Annotated in this window: 14 protein-coding genes; 10 read left to right on the top strand and 4 right to left on the bottom strand. The window is 47.1% G+C overall.

Going from position 1 to position 14,440, the window contains the following annotated elements; translation table 11 throughout:
- From AB4Z45_RS13830 to AB4Z45_RS13815, 4 genes are read left to right on the top strand one after another with little or no spacing between them, the layout of a single operon-like run.
- The gene (locus AB4Z45_RS13830) at positions 1-996 is read left to right on the top strand and encodes an ABC transporter permease (protein ID WP_441909887.1); all 996 of its coding nucleotides are present in this window, start codon (positions 1-3) and stop codon (positions 994-996) included.
- A complete protein-coding gene (locus AB4Z45_RS13825) occupies positions 993-1,853 on the top strand; it encodes an ABC transporter permease (protein ID WP_441909885.1) in 861 nt (286 codons plus the stop codon). Before AB4Z45_RS13830 ends, AB4Z45_RS13825 begins: the two co-directional genes overlap by 4 nt.
- Before the next feature lie 45 nt (positions 1,854-1,898).
- On the top strand, positions 1,899-2,822 hold the full coding sequence (locus AB4Z45_RS13820; protein ID WP_441909884.1) for an oligopeptide/dipeptide ABC transporter ATP-binding protein: 924 nt from the start codon (positions 1,899-1,901) through the stop codon (positions 2,820-2,822).
- Entirely contained in the window at positions 2,812-3,417 is a 606-nt protein-coding gene (locus tag AB4Z45_RS13815; RefSeq protein ID WP_441909882.1) for an ABC transporter ATP-binding protein, read from the top strand. The genes AB4Z45_RS13820 and AB4Z45_RS13815 overlap by 11 nt, the downstream gene beginning before the upstream one ends.
- On the opposite strand, the gene AB4Z45_RS13810 is transcribed toward AB4Z45_RS13815, so the two are convergent.
- Positions 3,414-4,256, bottom strand: coding sequence for a helix-turn-helix transcriptional regulator (locus AB4Z45_RS13810; protein ID WP_441909972.1), 843 nt, complete (start codon positions 4,254-4,256; stop codon positions 3,414-3,416). The genes AB4Z45_RS13815 and AB4Z45_RS13810 overlap by 4 nt on opposite strands.
- 127 nt (positions 4,257-4,383) lie before the next feature.
- Between AB4Z45_RS13810 and fabF the strand changes: the two genes are divergently transcribed.
- The 3 genes from fabF (at position 4,384) to AB4Z45_RS13795 (ending at position 7,860) form a co-directional block, all read left to right on the top strand.
- On the top strand, positions 4,384-5,622 hold the full coding sequence (fabF, locus tag AB4Z45_RS13805; RefSeq protein ID WP_441909880.1) for a beta-ketoacyl-ACP synthase II: 1,239 nt from the start codon (positions 4,384-4,386) through the stop codon (positions 5,620-5,622).
- A 231-nt stretch (positions 5,623-5,853) separates the two neighbouring features.
- Complete coding sequence (locus tag AB4Z45_RS13800; protein ID WP_339208517.1) at positions 5,854-6,933, top strand: AI-2E family transporter; 1,080 nt, start codon at positions 5,854-5,856, stop codon at positions 6,931-6,933.
- A 96-nt stretch (positions 6,934-7,029) separates the two neighbouring features.
- Positions 7,030-7,860, top strand: coding sequence for a uroporphyrinogen-III synthase (locus tag AB4Z45_RS13795; RefSeq protein WP_441909878.1), 831 nt, complete (start codon positions 7,030-7,032; stop codon positions 7,858-7,860).
- A 54-nt stretch (positions 7,861-7,914) separates the two neighbouring features.
- Here the strand turns inward: AB4Z45_RS13795 and AB4Z45_RS13790 are convergent, their stop codons facing one another.
- A complete protein-coding gene (locus AB4Z45_RS13790) occupies positions 7,915-8,805 on the bottom strand; it encodes a helix-turn-helix domain-containing protein (protein WP_441909876.1) in 891 nt (296 codons plus the stop codon).
- Positions 8,806-8,967: 162 nt separating this feature from the next.
- Here AB4Z45_RS13790 and AB4Z45_RS13785 point away from each other — a divergent pair, with 162 nt between their 5' ends.
- Positions 8,968-9,999 (top strand): alcohol dehydrogenase catalytic domain-containing protein, encoded by a 1,032-nt coding sequence (locus AB4Z45_RS13785; RefSeq protein WP_441909874.1) that lies wholly within the window; start codon positions 8,968-8,970, stop codon positions 9,997-9,999.
- Complete coding sequence (locus AB4Z45_RS13780) at positions 9,996-10,979, top strand: Gfo/Idh/MocA family protein (RefSeq protein WP_441909872.1); 984 nt, start codon at positions 9,996-9,998, stop codon at positions 10,977-10,979. The genes AB4Z45_RS13785 and AB4Z45_RS13780 overlap by 4 nt, the downstream gene beginning before the upstream one ends.
- 102 nt (positions 10,980-11,081) lie before the next feature.
- Here AB4Z45_RS13780 and AB4Z45_RS13775 read toward each other — a convergent pair whose 3' ends face one another.
- Positions 11,082-11,777: a GntR family transcriptional regulator gene (locus AB4Z45_RS13775; RefSeq protein ID WP_441909871.1), complete on the bottom strand. Its 696-nt coding sequence runs from the start codon at positions 11,775-11,777 to the stop codon at positions 11,082-11,084.
- Positions 11,778-11,948: 171 nt separating this feature from the next.
- Between AB4Z45_RS13775 and AB4Z45_RS13770 the strand changes: the two genes are divergently transcribed.
- The gene (locus AB4Z45_RS13770) at positions 11,949-13,178 is read left to right on the top strand and encodes an MFS transporter (protein WP_441909869.1); all 1,230 of its coding nucleotides are present in this window, start codon (positions 11,949-11,951) and stop codon (positions 13,176-13,178) included.
- 265 nt (positions 13,179-13,443) lie between these two features.
- Here the strand turns inward: AB4Z45_RS13770 and AB4Z45_RS13765 are convergent, their stop codons facing one another.
- On the bottom strand, positions 13,444-14,325 hold the full coding sequence (locus tag AB4Z45_RS13765; RefSeq protein WP_441909868.1) for a helix-turn-helix domain-containing protein: 882 nt from the start codon (positions 14,323-14,325) through the stop codon (positions 13,444-13,446).
- Between the last annotated feature and the right edge of the window lie 115 nt (positions 14,326-14,440).

The following is a 14,440-nucleotide window of genomic DNA, read 5'->3' as shown; positions in this document are numbered from 1 at the left end:
ATGCTACAGGGAGTTGCAGTATTTGTAGGGAAAAAGTTTATCCGATTAATTGCGCTGCTTGCATCGGTCAGCATCATTACTTTTGCGCTCGTTGCTTTATCGCCGATTGATCCCGTGCAATCGTATATCGGAGCAGATGTCATGCGTGTCGGCGCAGAGCAAAGGGAGCAGATTGCTGCTTATTGGGGACTTGACCGACCATTCGCTGAACGGTTTATAAAATGGGCGTCTGCTCTGCTGCAAGGAGATATGGGCACCTCAATGATATACAGAGAGGCTGTAACGAAGGTGATTGCGGACCGTTTCTTGCACTCGGTGCTGCTCATGGCGTTCGCATGGACGCTGTCAGGCATTATTGGATTTGCCGCTGGCGTAGCCGCAGCTATAAAGAAGGATTCATGGTTGGATCGGTTGATCAAAAGCTATTGCTATACGCTGGCTTCGACGCCTGCCTTTTGGATCGGCCTGCTGCTTATGATGGTATTTGCTGTATGGCTCGGCTGGCTGCCAGTAGGGCTCGGTGTTCCTGCTGGGGTATTGTCAGGTAGCGTAACGGCTGCCGATTATATTCGTCATATGATTTTGCCAGGTATTACGCTGAGTGTCGTGGGCATCGCACCGATTGCACTCCATACACGCCAGAAGCTGATTGATGTGATGGAAAGCGATTATTATTTGTTTGCCAGAGCTCGAGGTGAATATGGTGTGAGTTTGTTTCTTAGACATGGTCTTCGCAACATTGCATTGCCTGCTATTACGCTGCAGTTTGCTTCATTTGGCGAATTGTTCGGTGGAGCCGTTCTTGCAGAGCAGGTGTTTTCTTATCCGGGACTCGGTCAAGCGACGGTAGAAGCGGGACTTCGCGGTGATGTGCCGCTGCTTATGGGGCTTGTCTTATGCAGTACGATCTTCGTATTTACAGGCAATGCAATAGCTGATTATTTTTACCGTATGGTTGATCCAAGGCTGAGGTACGGGAAGGAGGCGCAAGGATGAATCAGCTGACAATTCTGCAGAAACCAGCTGCTCGGAAGCGTTCAAACGAACGGCGACGAATGCTTATATCGGCAATAGGCGCAGCGCTTCTGCTTGCAAGCATCGGCATAGGCAGCTGGCTTCTTGATTCATCTGGACTTTCAGTTCAGCTGAATAATCGGAACTTGCCTCCGTCGCTAGCTCATTTGTTCGGAACCGATTGGCTGGGGAGGGATATGCTTTCCCGCACTGTGAAGGGACTGGCGCTTAGCATTCAAGTTGGGCTGCTCGGTTCGATTTCCAGCGTACTTATTGCAGCGATGATGGGATTGATGGCGGCAACGCTTGGGAAGACGGCTGATCGCATTATTTCCTGGCTTATTGATGTTTTTCTAAGCGTACCTCATCTCGTATTGCTTATATTGATTGCTTTTGTTTGCGGGGGCGGCCTTAAAGGGGTAGCCATCGGCATCATGCTGACGCATTGGCCAAGCCTTGCTCGAGTGATTCGTGCGGAGGCGATGCAGCTCATGTCAGCGGAATATGTGCTAGTTGCGAGGAAGCTCGGAAGATCACGTTTGTCCGTTGCTGCGAGGCACTTAGCGCCGCATTTATTTCCGCAATTGTTGGTTGGTTTTCTGCTGTTGTTTCCACATGCTGTGCTGCATGAAGCGGCGATAACCTTCCTAGGCCTTGGCATGTCACCGCATCAGCCCGCAATAGGAATTATACTTTCTGAATCCATGCGTTACTTATCGACAGGAATGTGGTGGCTTGCGGTATTTCCGGGACTCGGATTGCTGCTGACTGTACGCGCGTTTGATAAGCTGGGCAACCATTTGCGGCTGCTCATTGACCCGCGGAATGCTCAGCTATGACGCTAATGGAAGGCGATATTGATCAATATGGAGGGAGGTTCCCCTATGCCGCTGCTGGAGGTGAATAAACTATCCATTTCCTTTATGCACTATGTGAAAGGCAGCTCGCAGGAGCAGGTTTCGATTATCGATGAGCTGGATTTCGCGATAAATGAAGGTGAAATCGTAGCCGTCGTTGGAGCGAGCGGATCGGGAAAAAGCTTGCTTGCTCATGCGATTATGGGCATTTTGCCTAAAAATGTTGTGATGACCGGAACCATCTCATACGGCGGAGAAGTGCTGAGTGAAGCTAAGCTTAAGCGCTACCGCGGTAAGGAAATTGCCTTAGTACCGCAATCGGTAAGCTTCCTTAATCCGTTAATGCGCGTAGGCAAGCAGCTGCGCACGAGCGCTGATGGCGCTGAGCAGCTTCAGGAACGGAGAGGGTTATTTGCGCGGCTTCAGCTTGGAGCACATGTGGAGAGGCTGTTTCCCTTTCAGCTTTCAGGAGGCATGGCTCGTAAGGTGCTTGTCTCTACGGCAGCGCTGGAAAGAACAAGGCTGATCATCGCAGATGAGCCTACGCCAGGCATGCATCCGGATGATGTTGCAGAGGCGCTCGGTCACTTCAAGCAGCTCGCTGAAGGCGGCTGTGCCGTGTTGTTTATTACACATGACATTGAAGCAGCTCTACAAATTGCAGATAAGGTCGCTATATTTTATGCGGGAACCGCTGTTGAGGTCGCTTCGGCCAAAGATTTCCACGGAAATGGTGAGCAGCTTAGGCATCCATACAGCCGCGCCTTATGGCGTGCGCTTCCTCAAAATGGTTTCGAACCGCTGGCCGGGACGCAACCTGCAAGGAGTTCTGCGATTTCAGGCTGTCTCTTTGCTGAACGCTGCAGCTTGGCTACAGAACGATGTGTTGACAGCAGGCCGGCCGCTCGCAGCCTTCGGAGTGGAATGGTGAGGTGTGTTCATGCGACTTGAAGGAAGGAATCTCGGCTGGCGTTATGCGGACGGTCCTTGGTTGTTTAAAGATTTTAACATTTCGATACAGTCAGGAGAGGTCGTCGGCCTGATTGGACCTAGCGGCAGCGGAAAAACGTCGTTAGGCCGGTTATTGGCTGGTTATTTGAACCCTATTGCAGGAGAGGTGTCGGTTGATGGACGGAGCAAGAGTAATAAAGGCTCTGATCCTGTCCAAATGATTTTTCAGCATCCAGAGCGCGCGGTTAATCCAAGATGGCGGATGGCAAAAACATTGACTGAAGGTTGGTCCCCGGATGCTGCGCTGCTTGAAGAATTAGGCATTAAGGAGCAGTGGCTGCGTCGTTATCCAAATGAGCTGTCAGGCGGAGAGCTCCAGCGCTGCTGTATTGCGAGAGCTCTCGGACCAGATACTAAATTTCTCATCGCAGATGAAATGACGACGATGCTTGATGCGATTACGCAGGCGCAAATATGGCATAAGATGCTTGAAATTGTCCGTGCTCGTCAAATGGGCTTGCTCATTATTAGTCATGATCATGCGCTTGTAAACAAAATTTGCAATCGAACGATTTCATTCAAGGGCCAGCGCTAATCTTGTCCGCCCATTAGTCTGCGCAGCTTAGCTTCGGTTGATGTTTCAGGTGCGGGCGTATAGACGCTGCACCGAAGATCGGTATTTCCCTTTACTTGAAATGAGGTCAGATGAAACAACATCTTTCCGACTCGTGCATGTCGAAATTCCAGCAATACATCTGGAGCAGAGCTGACCTGGCTTTGCTCCCAAAGATATTGAAACTCCGGATGGCTTCGCTTCATTTCATCAATAAACCGCTCATACCAATCATCCTGCACATATTGACCGTAATAGGCGCGAAAGATAGCTAGAAATCCTCCTACAAAATGCTCCCAATTTCCTGCTAGCCTGCGGAATTCTTTCCTTGTGAACAATAACTCAATCATATTTCGCTGTTCAGCTGGAATTTGGTCAAAGTCCATAAACACATGCGAGGCGGCCTCGTTCCAACCGACGATTTGGCAGCGCCGATCCGATATAATAGTTGGACAGAAGCGGAGCTCCTTTAAAATTCTTTTTAAAGAGGGTGTAATTTCGGTCTGCTCCTCATTAATAGGCAGCGTGCTATAGCCGGAACCGAGGGCGAGGGCGTACAAGTATTCCCGTTCATCGTCATTTAATTGCAGAGCCGCCGCAACACAATCCAGAACAGACGCCGATACTTGAATATCTCTGCCTTGTTCTAGCCAGGTATACCAAGTTGTGCTGACGCCAGCAAGCTGAGCGACCTCCTCACGTCGTAAACCAGGTGTTCTCCGCCGTGTTCCAATAGGGAAACCAACGTCCTCCGGCATGATTTTGGCACGCCTTGATTTTAGAAAGGATGATAATGCTTGTAGTCTCGTCTCTCGATTAATCATGGTTTCCATCTCCGTACTCTCTTTATAGTAGTACTCATTATACTATAATAAACAACAACTTGTAATAGGATAAAGAGTGTGACAAACTACTACCCATAAAGGATTTTGCGAAGGAGGAAATAAGATGGAACGTGTCGTTATTACGGGGATGGGTGTCATCTCGCCGCTAGGGAACAGTGTGGAGCGTTTTTGGGATGGTTTGGTGCATGGACAATCAGGTATTTCTACGATTGATACATTTGATGTAAGCAAACATAAATCGAAAATTGCAGGTGTCGTAAGAGATTTTGATGGTGAAGCTTTATTTGGAAAAAAAGAAGCCCGTCGAATGGATCGGTTTAGCCAGTTTGCGATAGCAGCTGCTGAGCAAGCGCTGGAGGATGCAGCACTTAAGGTTGAAGAGACAGATCGGGAACGTGTTGGCGTTTATGTAGGCTCTGGCATCGGCGGCATACAGACGCTGCTTGACCAAGCTGAAGTGCTGCATGATCGAGGGCCAGATCGTGTTAGTCCAACGCTTGTTCCGATGATGATTGCGAATATGGCAGCGGCGATGATCAGTATTCGGTTCGGCACGCAGGGGCCGTCGATGGCGCCTGTTACCGCATGCTCGATCGGGAATACGGCAATTGGTGAGGCTTGGCGTCTTATTCGATCAGGCAGCGCGGATGTCGTTATTGCAGGAGGAACGGAAGCGGCAGTTACAGATATTTCACTCGCAAGCTTCGGCAATGCAACATCGGTATCAACGCGGAATGAAGCGCCGGCTTCGGCAAGCAGACCCTTTGATGCAGGGCGCGACGGCTTTGTTATGGCCGAAGGAGCTGGCATTCTCATACTCGAATCACTGTCACATGCGCAGCAAAGAGGAGCCCGCATTCATGCGGAGGTTATCGGCTATGGCGCCAGCTCAGATGCGTATCATATGGTCGCGACTCATCCCGAGGGAATTGGTGCTTATCAGGCGATGAAGCATGCGCTGCGAGAAGCTGACTTGGAGCCTAGTCAAATTGATTTAATAAGCGCGCATGCCACCAGTACGGAAATCGGCGACCGTTCCGAAACGGCAGCCATTAAGAAGCTGTTTGGTGACCTCGCGTATCAAATTCCGGTGACAGCAAACAAATCGATGACAGGTCATATGCTTGGTGCAGCTGGCGGAGTAGAGGCTATCGCACTCGTGAAGAGCATGCAGGAGGGGATTATCCCGCCAACGATCAATCAAGAACAACCAGATCCAATTTGTGATCTTGATTATGTGCCAAACGTTGCGCGCGAAGCTGAGATTAATATAGCGATGTCCAATTCCTTCGGCTTCGGCGGTCATAATGCCGTAATTATTTTGAAGAAATTTCAGGCTTAAACATGATGTAATGAAGTGAATTTTCTTAATACCGAGAATAAAGCAAGAAGCTGGGTTGGCGGATTACTGCCGTTGACCCAGCTTTTTTTATTTTGTTATAAAATCCGAGCGTTATTGCGGGCAGCAGGGAGAAATGACCAGTACTCCAACGATTCAATTCATGGTAGGAAGGGTAAAGGTTATGTAACCTATGGATAACAAGATCAGTTAAAAAGAGAAGAAGGTGCAGGCATGGCCAGACATAATCGATTTTTTAGATGGTGTTTCACGATTATTTTGGTATTAATTATTATTTATTTGGGGTCGCGCGTTTCATTTATATTTAAACCTGTGCTTTCCTTATTCAGTATGATTATCGTTCCACTTATGCTGGCAGGCTTTTTCTATTACTTGCTGCGCCCGCTCGTCAATGTGATGGAGCGGCATAAGGTTAATCGTACGCTCGCCATTTTGCTTATTTATTTGATTTTCGCCATTATGATGGTTGGCTTCAGCATCTTGGTATGGCCTTCCTTGCGTACACAGCTCAATAATTTGGTCGAAAATGCACCCGCTCTGTTTACTACTTTAAGCGAGCAAGTTGCAGAGCTTGAGCATAATGGGTTTTTATCGTCCTTTTTGCCGCAGGATTCGAATCTGTTATCTAAGCTTACGGAGTATTTGAACAAGGGCTTTACGGTATTTACAGAATATTTGACCGGGCTTTTTTCTTTTTTCTCAAATTTCGCGATTGTGCTCATAACGTTCCCGATTCTGCTGTTCTATATGCTGAAGGAAGGCGGGAAGTTTGGTGAACAAATTGTAAGCTTTATACCCAAAAGGTTCCGTATCCACGGTAAAGAGGTCATGGACGATATCGATCATATGCTCAGCAGCTTTATCGTTGGCAGAGTTATCGTGAATGTAGCACTCGGCGTTCTCATGTATGTAGGTTTTCTAATTATTGATTTGCCTTATGCGATGCTGCTGACCGTAGTGGCCGTTATCTTAAACTTTATTCCGTTTATCGGGTCTTTTTTATCTTCCATCCCGATTGTCATCATTGGCTTCATTGAAGCGCCGTCAATCGCGATCTGGTCTATTGTCATTATTACAGTAGCGCAGCAAATTCAGGATAATCTTATATCGCCCTATGTTTTTGGGAAGCAGCTTGATATTCATCCGATGACGACGATTATCTTGGTGCTCATGGGCGGAGATATTGCAGGAATTTTAGGCATACTGCTTATTATTCCGGTGTATATGATTTTGAAAATCGTTTATAGCAAAGTTTACGAGCTGTTCTTCAAGCAGAAATGGGAAAATGCTTAACTGAGATTGTCACATAATGGGTGCGTATTATGGCATCATCTGTTATAATGACGTCGGCTAAGGCAAATTTACCGAAAGTACGGTGGCTTGATAACGATGGGGATAAACGCATTGCAAGGGAAACAAATCGTAATTGCTGGATCTCGGAAAACGGATGAGATGTGCATGGTTATTGAAAAGCAGGGCGGCGTCCCAATTGTTCGTTCGCTTCAAGGCTTGACGATGTTTGATGAGGCGCTGTTGGAAGCGCCATTGCGAAACTTCGCTGAGCAGGGCGCAGATTGGGTTATTTTGACCACTGGCATGGGATCGGATCAGATCGTCAACACAGCCGACAGCATCGGCATTAAACAAGCGGTGCTTGGTAGGCTGGCAGAGGCGAAAATCGCCACAAGAGGCTACAAAACGTCTGCATTTCTTAAACGTTCAGACCTAAAAGCGGTAGTTAGCACGGATGATGGGACGATGGATGGACTCATAGAAAATCTCGAAGCCTTTGATTTTGAAGGGCAAAGGGTGTGGATACAGCTTCATGGCGAGCCAGCTCCGAAACTAGTACGTTTTCTCGAAAATAAAGGTGCTTCGCAAGTAGAAGCGGTGCTGCCCTATAAGCATGTTCCGCCGGATGCTGCTACAGTCGAGCTGCTGCTTAGCGAGCTTTCTGCCGGCACAGTCGATACGGTCTGCTTCACGACTGCGGTGCAGGTGCACTATTTGTTCAAGCATGCAATTGAATCGGGCCGCAAGGAGCTTTTGCTGAACATCTTTAATCAGCACATCGTGGCTGCCGCAGTCGGAAAAGTAACGGCTGCAGCTTTGAAGGAGTACGGCGTGGAAAGAATCATCGTTCCAGAGCTGGAGCGAATGGGCGCATTGGTCATCGAAATTGGACGTTATTATGAGCGTACTGAAGGCAAGGAAGTATAAATATTATGAAGAGGCAGTCTTAGACACGTAATCGTGTTTTAGACTGCCTTTATTTTATGAAAAGGGTTTTTCTTGCGCATTTCTGAAATGCCTTGGTGATAGGCCATAACTTTTCTTGAACGCTTTCGAGAAATGCGAGGCGTTGGCGAATCCGCAATACTCCGCAATTAAATCGAGCTTAAGTCCAGTTGTGGCTAACAGCTCGCTTGCTTTCTCCAAACGTAAATGAACGAGAAACTGATGGGGCGTTGCTCCAAAATAGTGATGAAAAATAACGTTGAAATGGGATTCGGAATATCCCGCATGCTTCGCCATCGACTCCACCGTGATTGTTCCAGATAGGTGAAAGGAAATAAAAGCTTTCATCTTCGTTACGAACTGCTGATCCTCGAATGCCAAAGAGCCTGTCGTCTCAAAGTCGCCGATTAATAGAAGGAGCAGCTCCATAGCCAGCTTTTGGGCATGAAGCACGTTTTGTATGTCGTTGTGGCTAAAATGCTCAATCATTTGGTTCAGCAGCTTTTTGAACGATTCCGGATGCCGCGGCTTCAGCTTGACGGGCAGCTGCAGGTTTGGAAATTCGTTTAACTGCGGCTGCTTCAAATCCGAATAAGGCTCCAAGTTTGTCTGGCCGGGCGTCGTTACAAAGCTTCTTTCTCGGTTCGGATTATAAAAAAAATCAAGATGAGTGTTTGGTACTACGCAGCTCCCATATCCTCTCGTTGTGAAGAGCATTCCAGGCTGAATAAGTGCAAAGTCGCCAGGTAGCAGCTCATATTCGACCCCCTCAACCGTAAGCAAATAACGGCCTTCTTCCATATATAAAAACAAATAATCGAGCAGACGACGTTCACCTTGAAAAAATGACGTTTCTTTAAAGCGATAGCAAAGCCGTATAAACGGCAGCACGGGATGGTCATTCCAGTTATGCAGCTGCGTATTCATTCCTAATTGCCTCCATTTCATATGATTAGTGCGATCATTATCATTGTTTTTGACAAGTTATTTCGATGTTTTTTACATGATTACCTTTATTATTAGCTTTATTATAGAGGTGAGCAATAGAAACTATCGAGGATAATGACATGAAAATGGAGGGGTATACGAATGAGCTTTATGATACCTGACGTGATGACTGCACCAAGATTTTTGGGAAATGGGAAAATTGACTATATCGAGAAACCGGTGCCTGCCCCTGGACCAGGTCAGCTGCTGCTCCAAGTCAAAGCAAACGCTTTATGCGGATCAGAGCGTGGACAGTTCTACAGCGGTTCCGAAGCGACGCCTGGTCATGAGGCGGCAGGCATCGTTGTCGCAGCAGGTACAAATACCAAAACAGATGTAGGTACACATGGCGTTGTTTTTTTAATGGATTTTTGCGGGCAATGCCGCAGCTGCAAGCGAGGGTATACGAACCAATGCTTAAGCAAGCGTGCAGATTATGGCTTCTCTCATGATGGCGGTTACGGCCCTTATATGGTCGTGAACGAAAATGTGTTTTTTGCTGTGGATGCTGCCATTCCGCTCGCAGAAGCAACGATATTGCTTGATATCATGGGGACAGGCGGTCATGCCATTCGCAGAGCGCAGCTTGTGCATGGCGATATCGAATCCATCCTTATTGCCGGTGCAGGTCCGATTGGTCTAGCGGTGCTGGCGATGGCGAAGCTGCTGCTGGGCAAAGAGCTGCCTGTATTCATTATGGATTTTACACCTTACCGTTTAGAACTGGCACAGAAAATGGGTGCTATTCCGATCCATTTGGGGGAAACAACACTTGAAGCGGGATTGGCAGCCGCAGGCTTTGACCGTATAGATGCAGCATTCGATACGAGCGGTAGAAGAACAGCTCGCGAAGCAGCTTTGCATGCACTGAATCATCGCGGTGTACTCGTATGCATTGGTCATGGCGAGCAGCTAAATTTGCAAGTATCCTCCGATTTGATAGCAACAGAGAGAGCCGTGCTTGGCAGTGAGTATTTTCCGTTTAGCGAGCTAGAGGCTAATCATCGTTTGATGGGTGAACACCTGCCATACTTAAGTCAAATCATCACGCACCGATTTGGACCACAATCAATGCAAGAAGCATTTGAGTTGTTTTTCAAAGGGGATACGGGAAAGGTGGTCATTGAGCTATGAGCAGTGAGGGGCGAGTGAAGGTTGCCTTAATCGGTGCTGGCGGCTGGGGATACCACCATGCTCGTATTTTTAATGCGCGTAAGGATGTTGATTTTTGTGCCGTTGTTGGACGAGATGCTGACCGAACAAGGGCAAGAGCAGATGAGTTTGGGACAAATGCTTATACGAGCATCGCGGAGATGCTGGAGACGGAACGGCCTGACCTCGTCAGCTTATGCTTGCCGAATCAAGGGCATTTTGATGCGACCATGCAGGTTATTCAAGCAGGTGTTCCATTATTGGTGGAAAAGCCGCTCGTATTTGATCTAGGGGAAGCTGATTTATTGCTTTCGGAAGCAGCAAAGCGGGAGCTGTTTTTTGCGATTAATTTTAATCACCGCTATGCGACAGCTGTTCAGATGGCTAAAGAAGCGATGGATGCGGGACGGTTAGGAGAGCTTATATTCGTTTCTTGGCGATTTGGCGGTGAAGGAACAAGTGATCATCCGCACGGCAACTTAATCGAAACCCAGTGCCACGGATTTGATATGCTTGAGCATTTATGCGGCCCGATTGCATCGGTGATGGCACAAATGACAGATAAAACCGGAAACGGTTTCTCTACCATGGCATTAGCACTGCAATTTCAATCCGGCGCAGTAGGAACACTGCTCGGATCTTATGACTCCTCGTATGCATACGCACAGACTCATGCGATGGAGCTTAATGGCTTAAAGGGCAGAGTGACCATTGAAGATACAGTGAAGAAATTTACGTTTCAACGCTCGGGCAGCGAAACAGCCGAAGTATGGCAAGCGGGTTACTTCAATGATAAAGAGCGAGAATTCCACCTCACGTTTGACAAGCATTTTGACCATTTGCTCGGTGCATTTCGTGCGGGTGAAGCACCGCCTATTCACGCTGCGGCGGGGCGCAGAGCGCTTCAGCTAGCCCATGCAGCGATTGAATCATTCCAGATTGGGCAACGGATTCAGACGTAGAGCACGCTGTGGAAGGATCGGTTTAACTAAAAAAAGTGATTAAGCGACTTACTGGTCGGCTTAATCACTTTTTTGGTTATAGTCAGATGTGGTACGGATCGCTCAAAGAATTTTGTCCAGATGCTCAAGAGGCCTATTTAAATTAAGCTTCATCAAACGTGAGGCTTCTTCGCCATTACGTGCTTCAAGCGCTTGAATGATGTACTCATGATCCGCTGCAGCCGTATGGGTCTCCCAGTTCGGCCGTTTGAAGAAAATATATTTGTATCTTCTTATATGTAATTGAAGCGAGGAGCAAAAGGTGAGTATATGCTGATTATTGGCAATTTGCAGTATCGTTTCATGAAACTCTTCATCATATTCCATCGCTTCATAGAGCTGCTCTTCACTAACTTTTTCATTAAAGCTGGCATTAATAGCACGCAGCTGTTCAATATGCTCTGGCTGAATATTGTCGGCAGCAAGCTCAGCTGCTAATGCTTGAAGGGCTGTAAGGGGCGCATACAGCTTAAGGATATCTTCCTTGGCTAGCGTCGTGACTCGCGTCTCTTTGCCAGGAAACATTTGAATGAGTCCTTGAACCTCAAGCAATTGAAAGGCTTCCCTAATCGGTGTGCGGCTGACGCCAAGTGCCTCGGCAAGCTCTGAATCGTTAAGCTTCTCTCCGGGCTGAAGCGTGCCGTCGATAATCCATTTTTGCAGCTGGCTTAAGGTACGCTCCTTGGCGGATAGTCTAACGGGTGTTGAATAATCAGTTGGAATAGGCAGAGGGGATCCTCCTTTATTTTTTGGTTTCATTATGAAAGTGATAGGATAACAGTTTCGACAATATATAATATATCGCAGATTCATTCATTGAAGCAAATGCCAAAAAATTTAAAAAGGAATTTATTGCTTTTATTTGCTTAAGGAAATATAATATGCGATATATTACATATTACATTCTATTTGGAGTAAGGAGAAAACTGTATGTCTAGTACTCAAGCTTCAATCGCAACATCACCGTCCGCTTTAAAAACGATATACCCATTGTTGTTCGCTATTAGCTTCGTGCATTTGATTAATGACACGATTCAATCGGTCGTGCCGGCATTATTTCCTATTTTGAAGGACTCGCTTTCACTGAGCTTTGCTCAAATTGGATTGATCTCTTTGATGATTAATTTAACTGCAGCGCTGCTGCAGCCTGTTGTCGGCATTTTATCTGATTCGCATCCGAAGCCGATGCTGCTGCCTATTGGCATGCTGTTCACAATGGGGGGCGTTGCTGCTCTTTCGTATGCCTCGCATTTCTGGATGGTCATGGTCGCTGTTATGTTAATTGGAATTGGCTCAGCCGTTTTCCATCCAGCTTCTGCGCGGGTTTCCTATTTGGCGGCTGGGACGAAAAAAGGTACAGGGCAGTCGATCTTTCAATTTGGCGGAAATATTGGACAATCGCTGGCACCAATCATGACAGCTGTTCTGTTCGTGCATACTGGCCAGCGCGGTGTGATCTGGTTTGCTCTGGTCGTAACTATCGGGATTGTCATTCAATTTAATGTAGCCAAATGGTACGGCAAGCAGCTTGCACTGGAGCCAAGGAAGAGCACGAAGCAAGCGGCAAAGCCGGTCTCCAAACTTAATGTGTCCACTGGTAAAGTTGTATTTGCCATTACGATTTTAATGATTCTTGTGTTTTCCAAAAACGTCTATATTTCTGCGATCAGCAGCTACTACTCGTTTTATGCTATCGAGCATTTTGGACTCTCCGTCAGTCATGCTCAAATCGTATTGTTTGTCTTTCTTGCAGCGAATGTTATTGGCTTGCTTCTCGGCGGGGTGCTCGCTGATAAGTTCAGCCGTCGCAGCTTGATCTGGTTCTCTATCCTAGGAACTGCACCATTTGCGCTGCTGCTTCCTTATGCTAATTTAACATTTTCCGTTATTTTAATCTTTTTTGCCGGTTTGATCTTGGCCTCGGCATTTTCTGTTATTTTAGTTTATGCGAACGAATTGCTGCCTGGGCGGGTTGGCCTCGTATCAGGTGTGTTTTTCGGAATGGCGTTTGGTCTCGGGGGCATTGGTTCGGCGGTACTCGGCAATTTGGCAGATTCCATGGGTATTGAGTTTGTCATTCGCTGCACGTCCTATTTGCCTTTGCTTGGCATGCTGACGATTTTGCTGCCATCGGATCGCAAAGCCAAAGCTGCCGTTTAATCCGAGTGGACGATTTTCTCATTGGGACAATTTCCGCGCATTCCCCGCCCACATACAATGTTGGTGTATAGCCTAAATGGTGCTGGGAGGGGAGTAACGCTGTGAATAAGCGGACTCTAATGATTGTTTCGCTTGTCATTTATGTATTGCTAGCTATCTTATTCCTCGTTTTGTCTATTTTTCACTAAACACATAACAGAGCAAGGGCTGTCCTAGGAGTAGATTGATCTACTCTAGGCAGCCCTTGTTTGTTTATTAGCTTCGGCTACTTGCCGGGCTGCTCCTGACTAAGCTTCATTTTACGGTAATCCTTCGGAACGACGCCCTTGGTTTCACGGAAAATACGGGAGAAGGTTTTGTATGAGCCATAACCAACCTCCAGCGCAATTTCAGCGACGCTCATATCGGTAGAAACAAGCAGGCTGCAGGCATGCCGCAAGCGCAAATCATGCAGGAAATGTACGAACGTTTGTCCAGTCGTTTGTTTAATGACTTCACTTATGCGAGACATGCTCAGTGAAAAGCGGCTTGCAAGGTCAGATAGCGCAAGCTCGTCTTGATAATGTTGATGAATATAATGAATGATCGGCCATACCGAGGCACTCGATTTGGAAGCGAGCCTTGAGGCTGGAGCAGACGGCGCAATATTGCGGCGATAACGATCAAAGAAAGCTAATATTTCCTTCAACCGCACTTGCAGCATCGTTCGGCGCCAAGGCTCCTGCCCCGCATACTCACGAAACATATCTTCTATTAAATGCTTCATTCGTTCATTATCAGCTCCGCTAAGTTGAACGGATGGCGGCAGTGTATTCTGATCGATGAGGTCCATAAGGCCTTCCTCTTGTCCAGGCTCCATCAGCAAGTCCATGCTAAACATACAATTATAAAGAACAAGTGTACTCCCGGGCTCGGTAAATAGTTCATGCACCTGATAAGGAAGCACAAACGTAAAAGTGCCGGGCAGCATTTGATGTTTTGCATCGTTGATCGATTCAGAGCCTCTTCCGTCTACAACATAAGAGAACTCCAAAAAATCATGGCGATGCGGCCTAAAGCCATGATAGAGACGGTTTAGGCTAATATGGAGGGGAGAAGAGGTATTCATATTTGGATACGTTTTCAAATAGTCAGGTATGTAGGTCATGAATGAATGCATTCCTCCGAAAATCTGAGACTTTTATCGAAAAACAAGCACGATTTCTCATCCCGTTTATTCTAACATAAATGAAGAGATCAAGCGTTACCAAAAACGAGTGCTT

Source organism: Paenibacillus sp. MCAF9 (genome assembly GCF_052114265.1).
Lineage (GTDB): Bacteria > Bacillota > Bacilli > Paenibacillales > Paenibacillaceae > Pristimantibacillus.
Note: the sequence above shows the minus strand (reverse complement) of the source record. Positions and strands in the feature narration are given on the sequence as shown.

Coding starts and splice junctions, on each gene's coding strand:
- AB4Z45_RS13830 (WP_441909887.1), top strand. CDS start 1: ATGCTACAGGGAGTTGCAGTATTTGTAGGGAAAAAGTTTATCCGATTA.
- AB4Z45_RS13825 (WP_441909885.1), top strand. CDS start 993: ATGAATCAGCTGACAATTCTGCAGAAACCAGCTGCTCGGAAGCGTTCA.
- AB4Z45_RS13820 (WP_441909884.1), top strand. CDS start 1,899: ATGCCGCTGCTGGAGGTGAATAAACTATCCATTTCCTTTATGCACTAT.
- AB4Z45_RS13815 (WP_441909882.1), top strand. CDS start 2,812: ATGCGACTTGAAGGAAGGAATCTCGGCTGGCGTTATGCGGACGGTCCT.
- fabF (WP_441909880.1), top strand. CDS start 4,384: ATGGAACGTGTCGTTATTACGGGGATGGGTGTCATCTCGCCGCTAGGG.
- AB4Z45_RS13800 (WP_339208517.1), top strand. CDS start 5,854: ATGGCCAGACATAATCGATTTTTTAGATGGTGTTTCACGATTATTTTG.
- AB4Z45_RS13795 (WP_441909878.1), top strand. CDS start 7,030: ATGGGGATAAACGCATTGCAAGGGAAACAAATCGTAATTGCTGGATCT.
- AB4Z45_RS13790 (WP_441909876.1), bottom strand. CDS start 8,805: ATGAATACGCAGCTGCATAACTGGAATGACCATCCCGTGCTGCCGTTT.
- AB4Z45_RS13785 (WP_441909874.1), top strand. CDS start 8,968: ATGAGCTTTATGATACCTGACGTGATGACTGCACCAAGATTTTTGGGA.
- AB4Z45_RS13780 (WP_441909872.1), top strand. CDS start 9,996: ATGAGCAGTGAGGGGCGAGTGAAGGTTGCCTTAATCGGTGCTGGCGGC.
- AB4Z45_RS13775 (WP_441909871.1), bottom strand. CDS start 11,777: ATGAAACCAAAAAATAAAGGAGGATCCCCTCTGCCTATTCCAACTGAT.
- AB4Z45_RS13770 (WP_441909869.1), top strand. CDS start 11,949: ATGTCTAGTACTCAAGCTTCAATCGCAACATCACCGTCCGCTTTAAAA.
- AB4Z45_RS13765 (WP_441909868.1), bottom strand. CDS start 14,325: ATGACCTACATACCTGACTATTTGAAAACGTATCCAAATATGAATACC.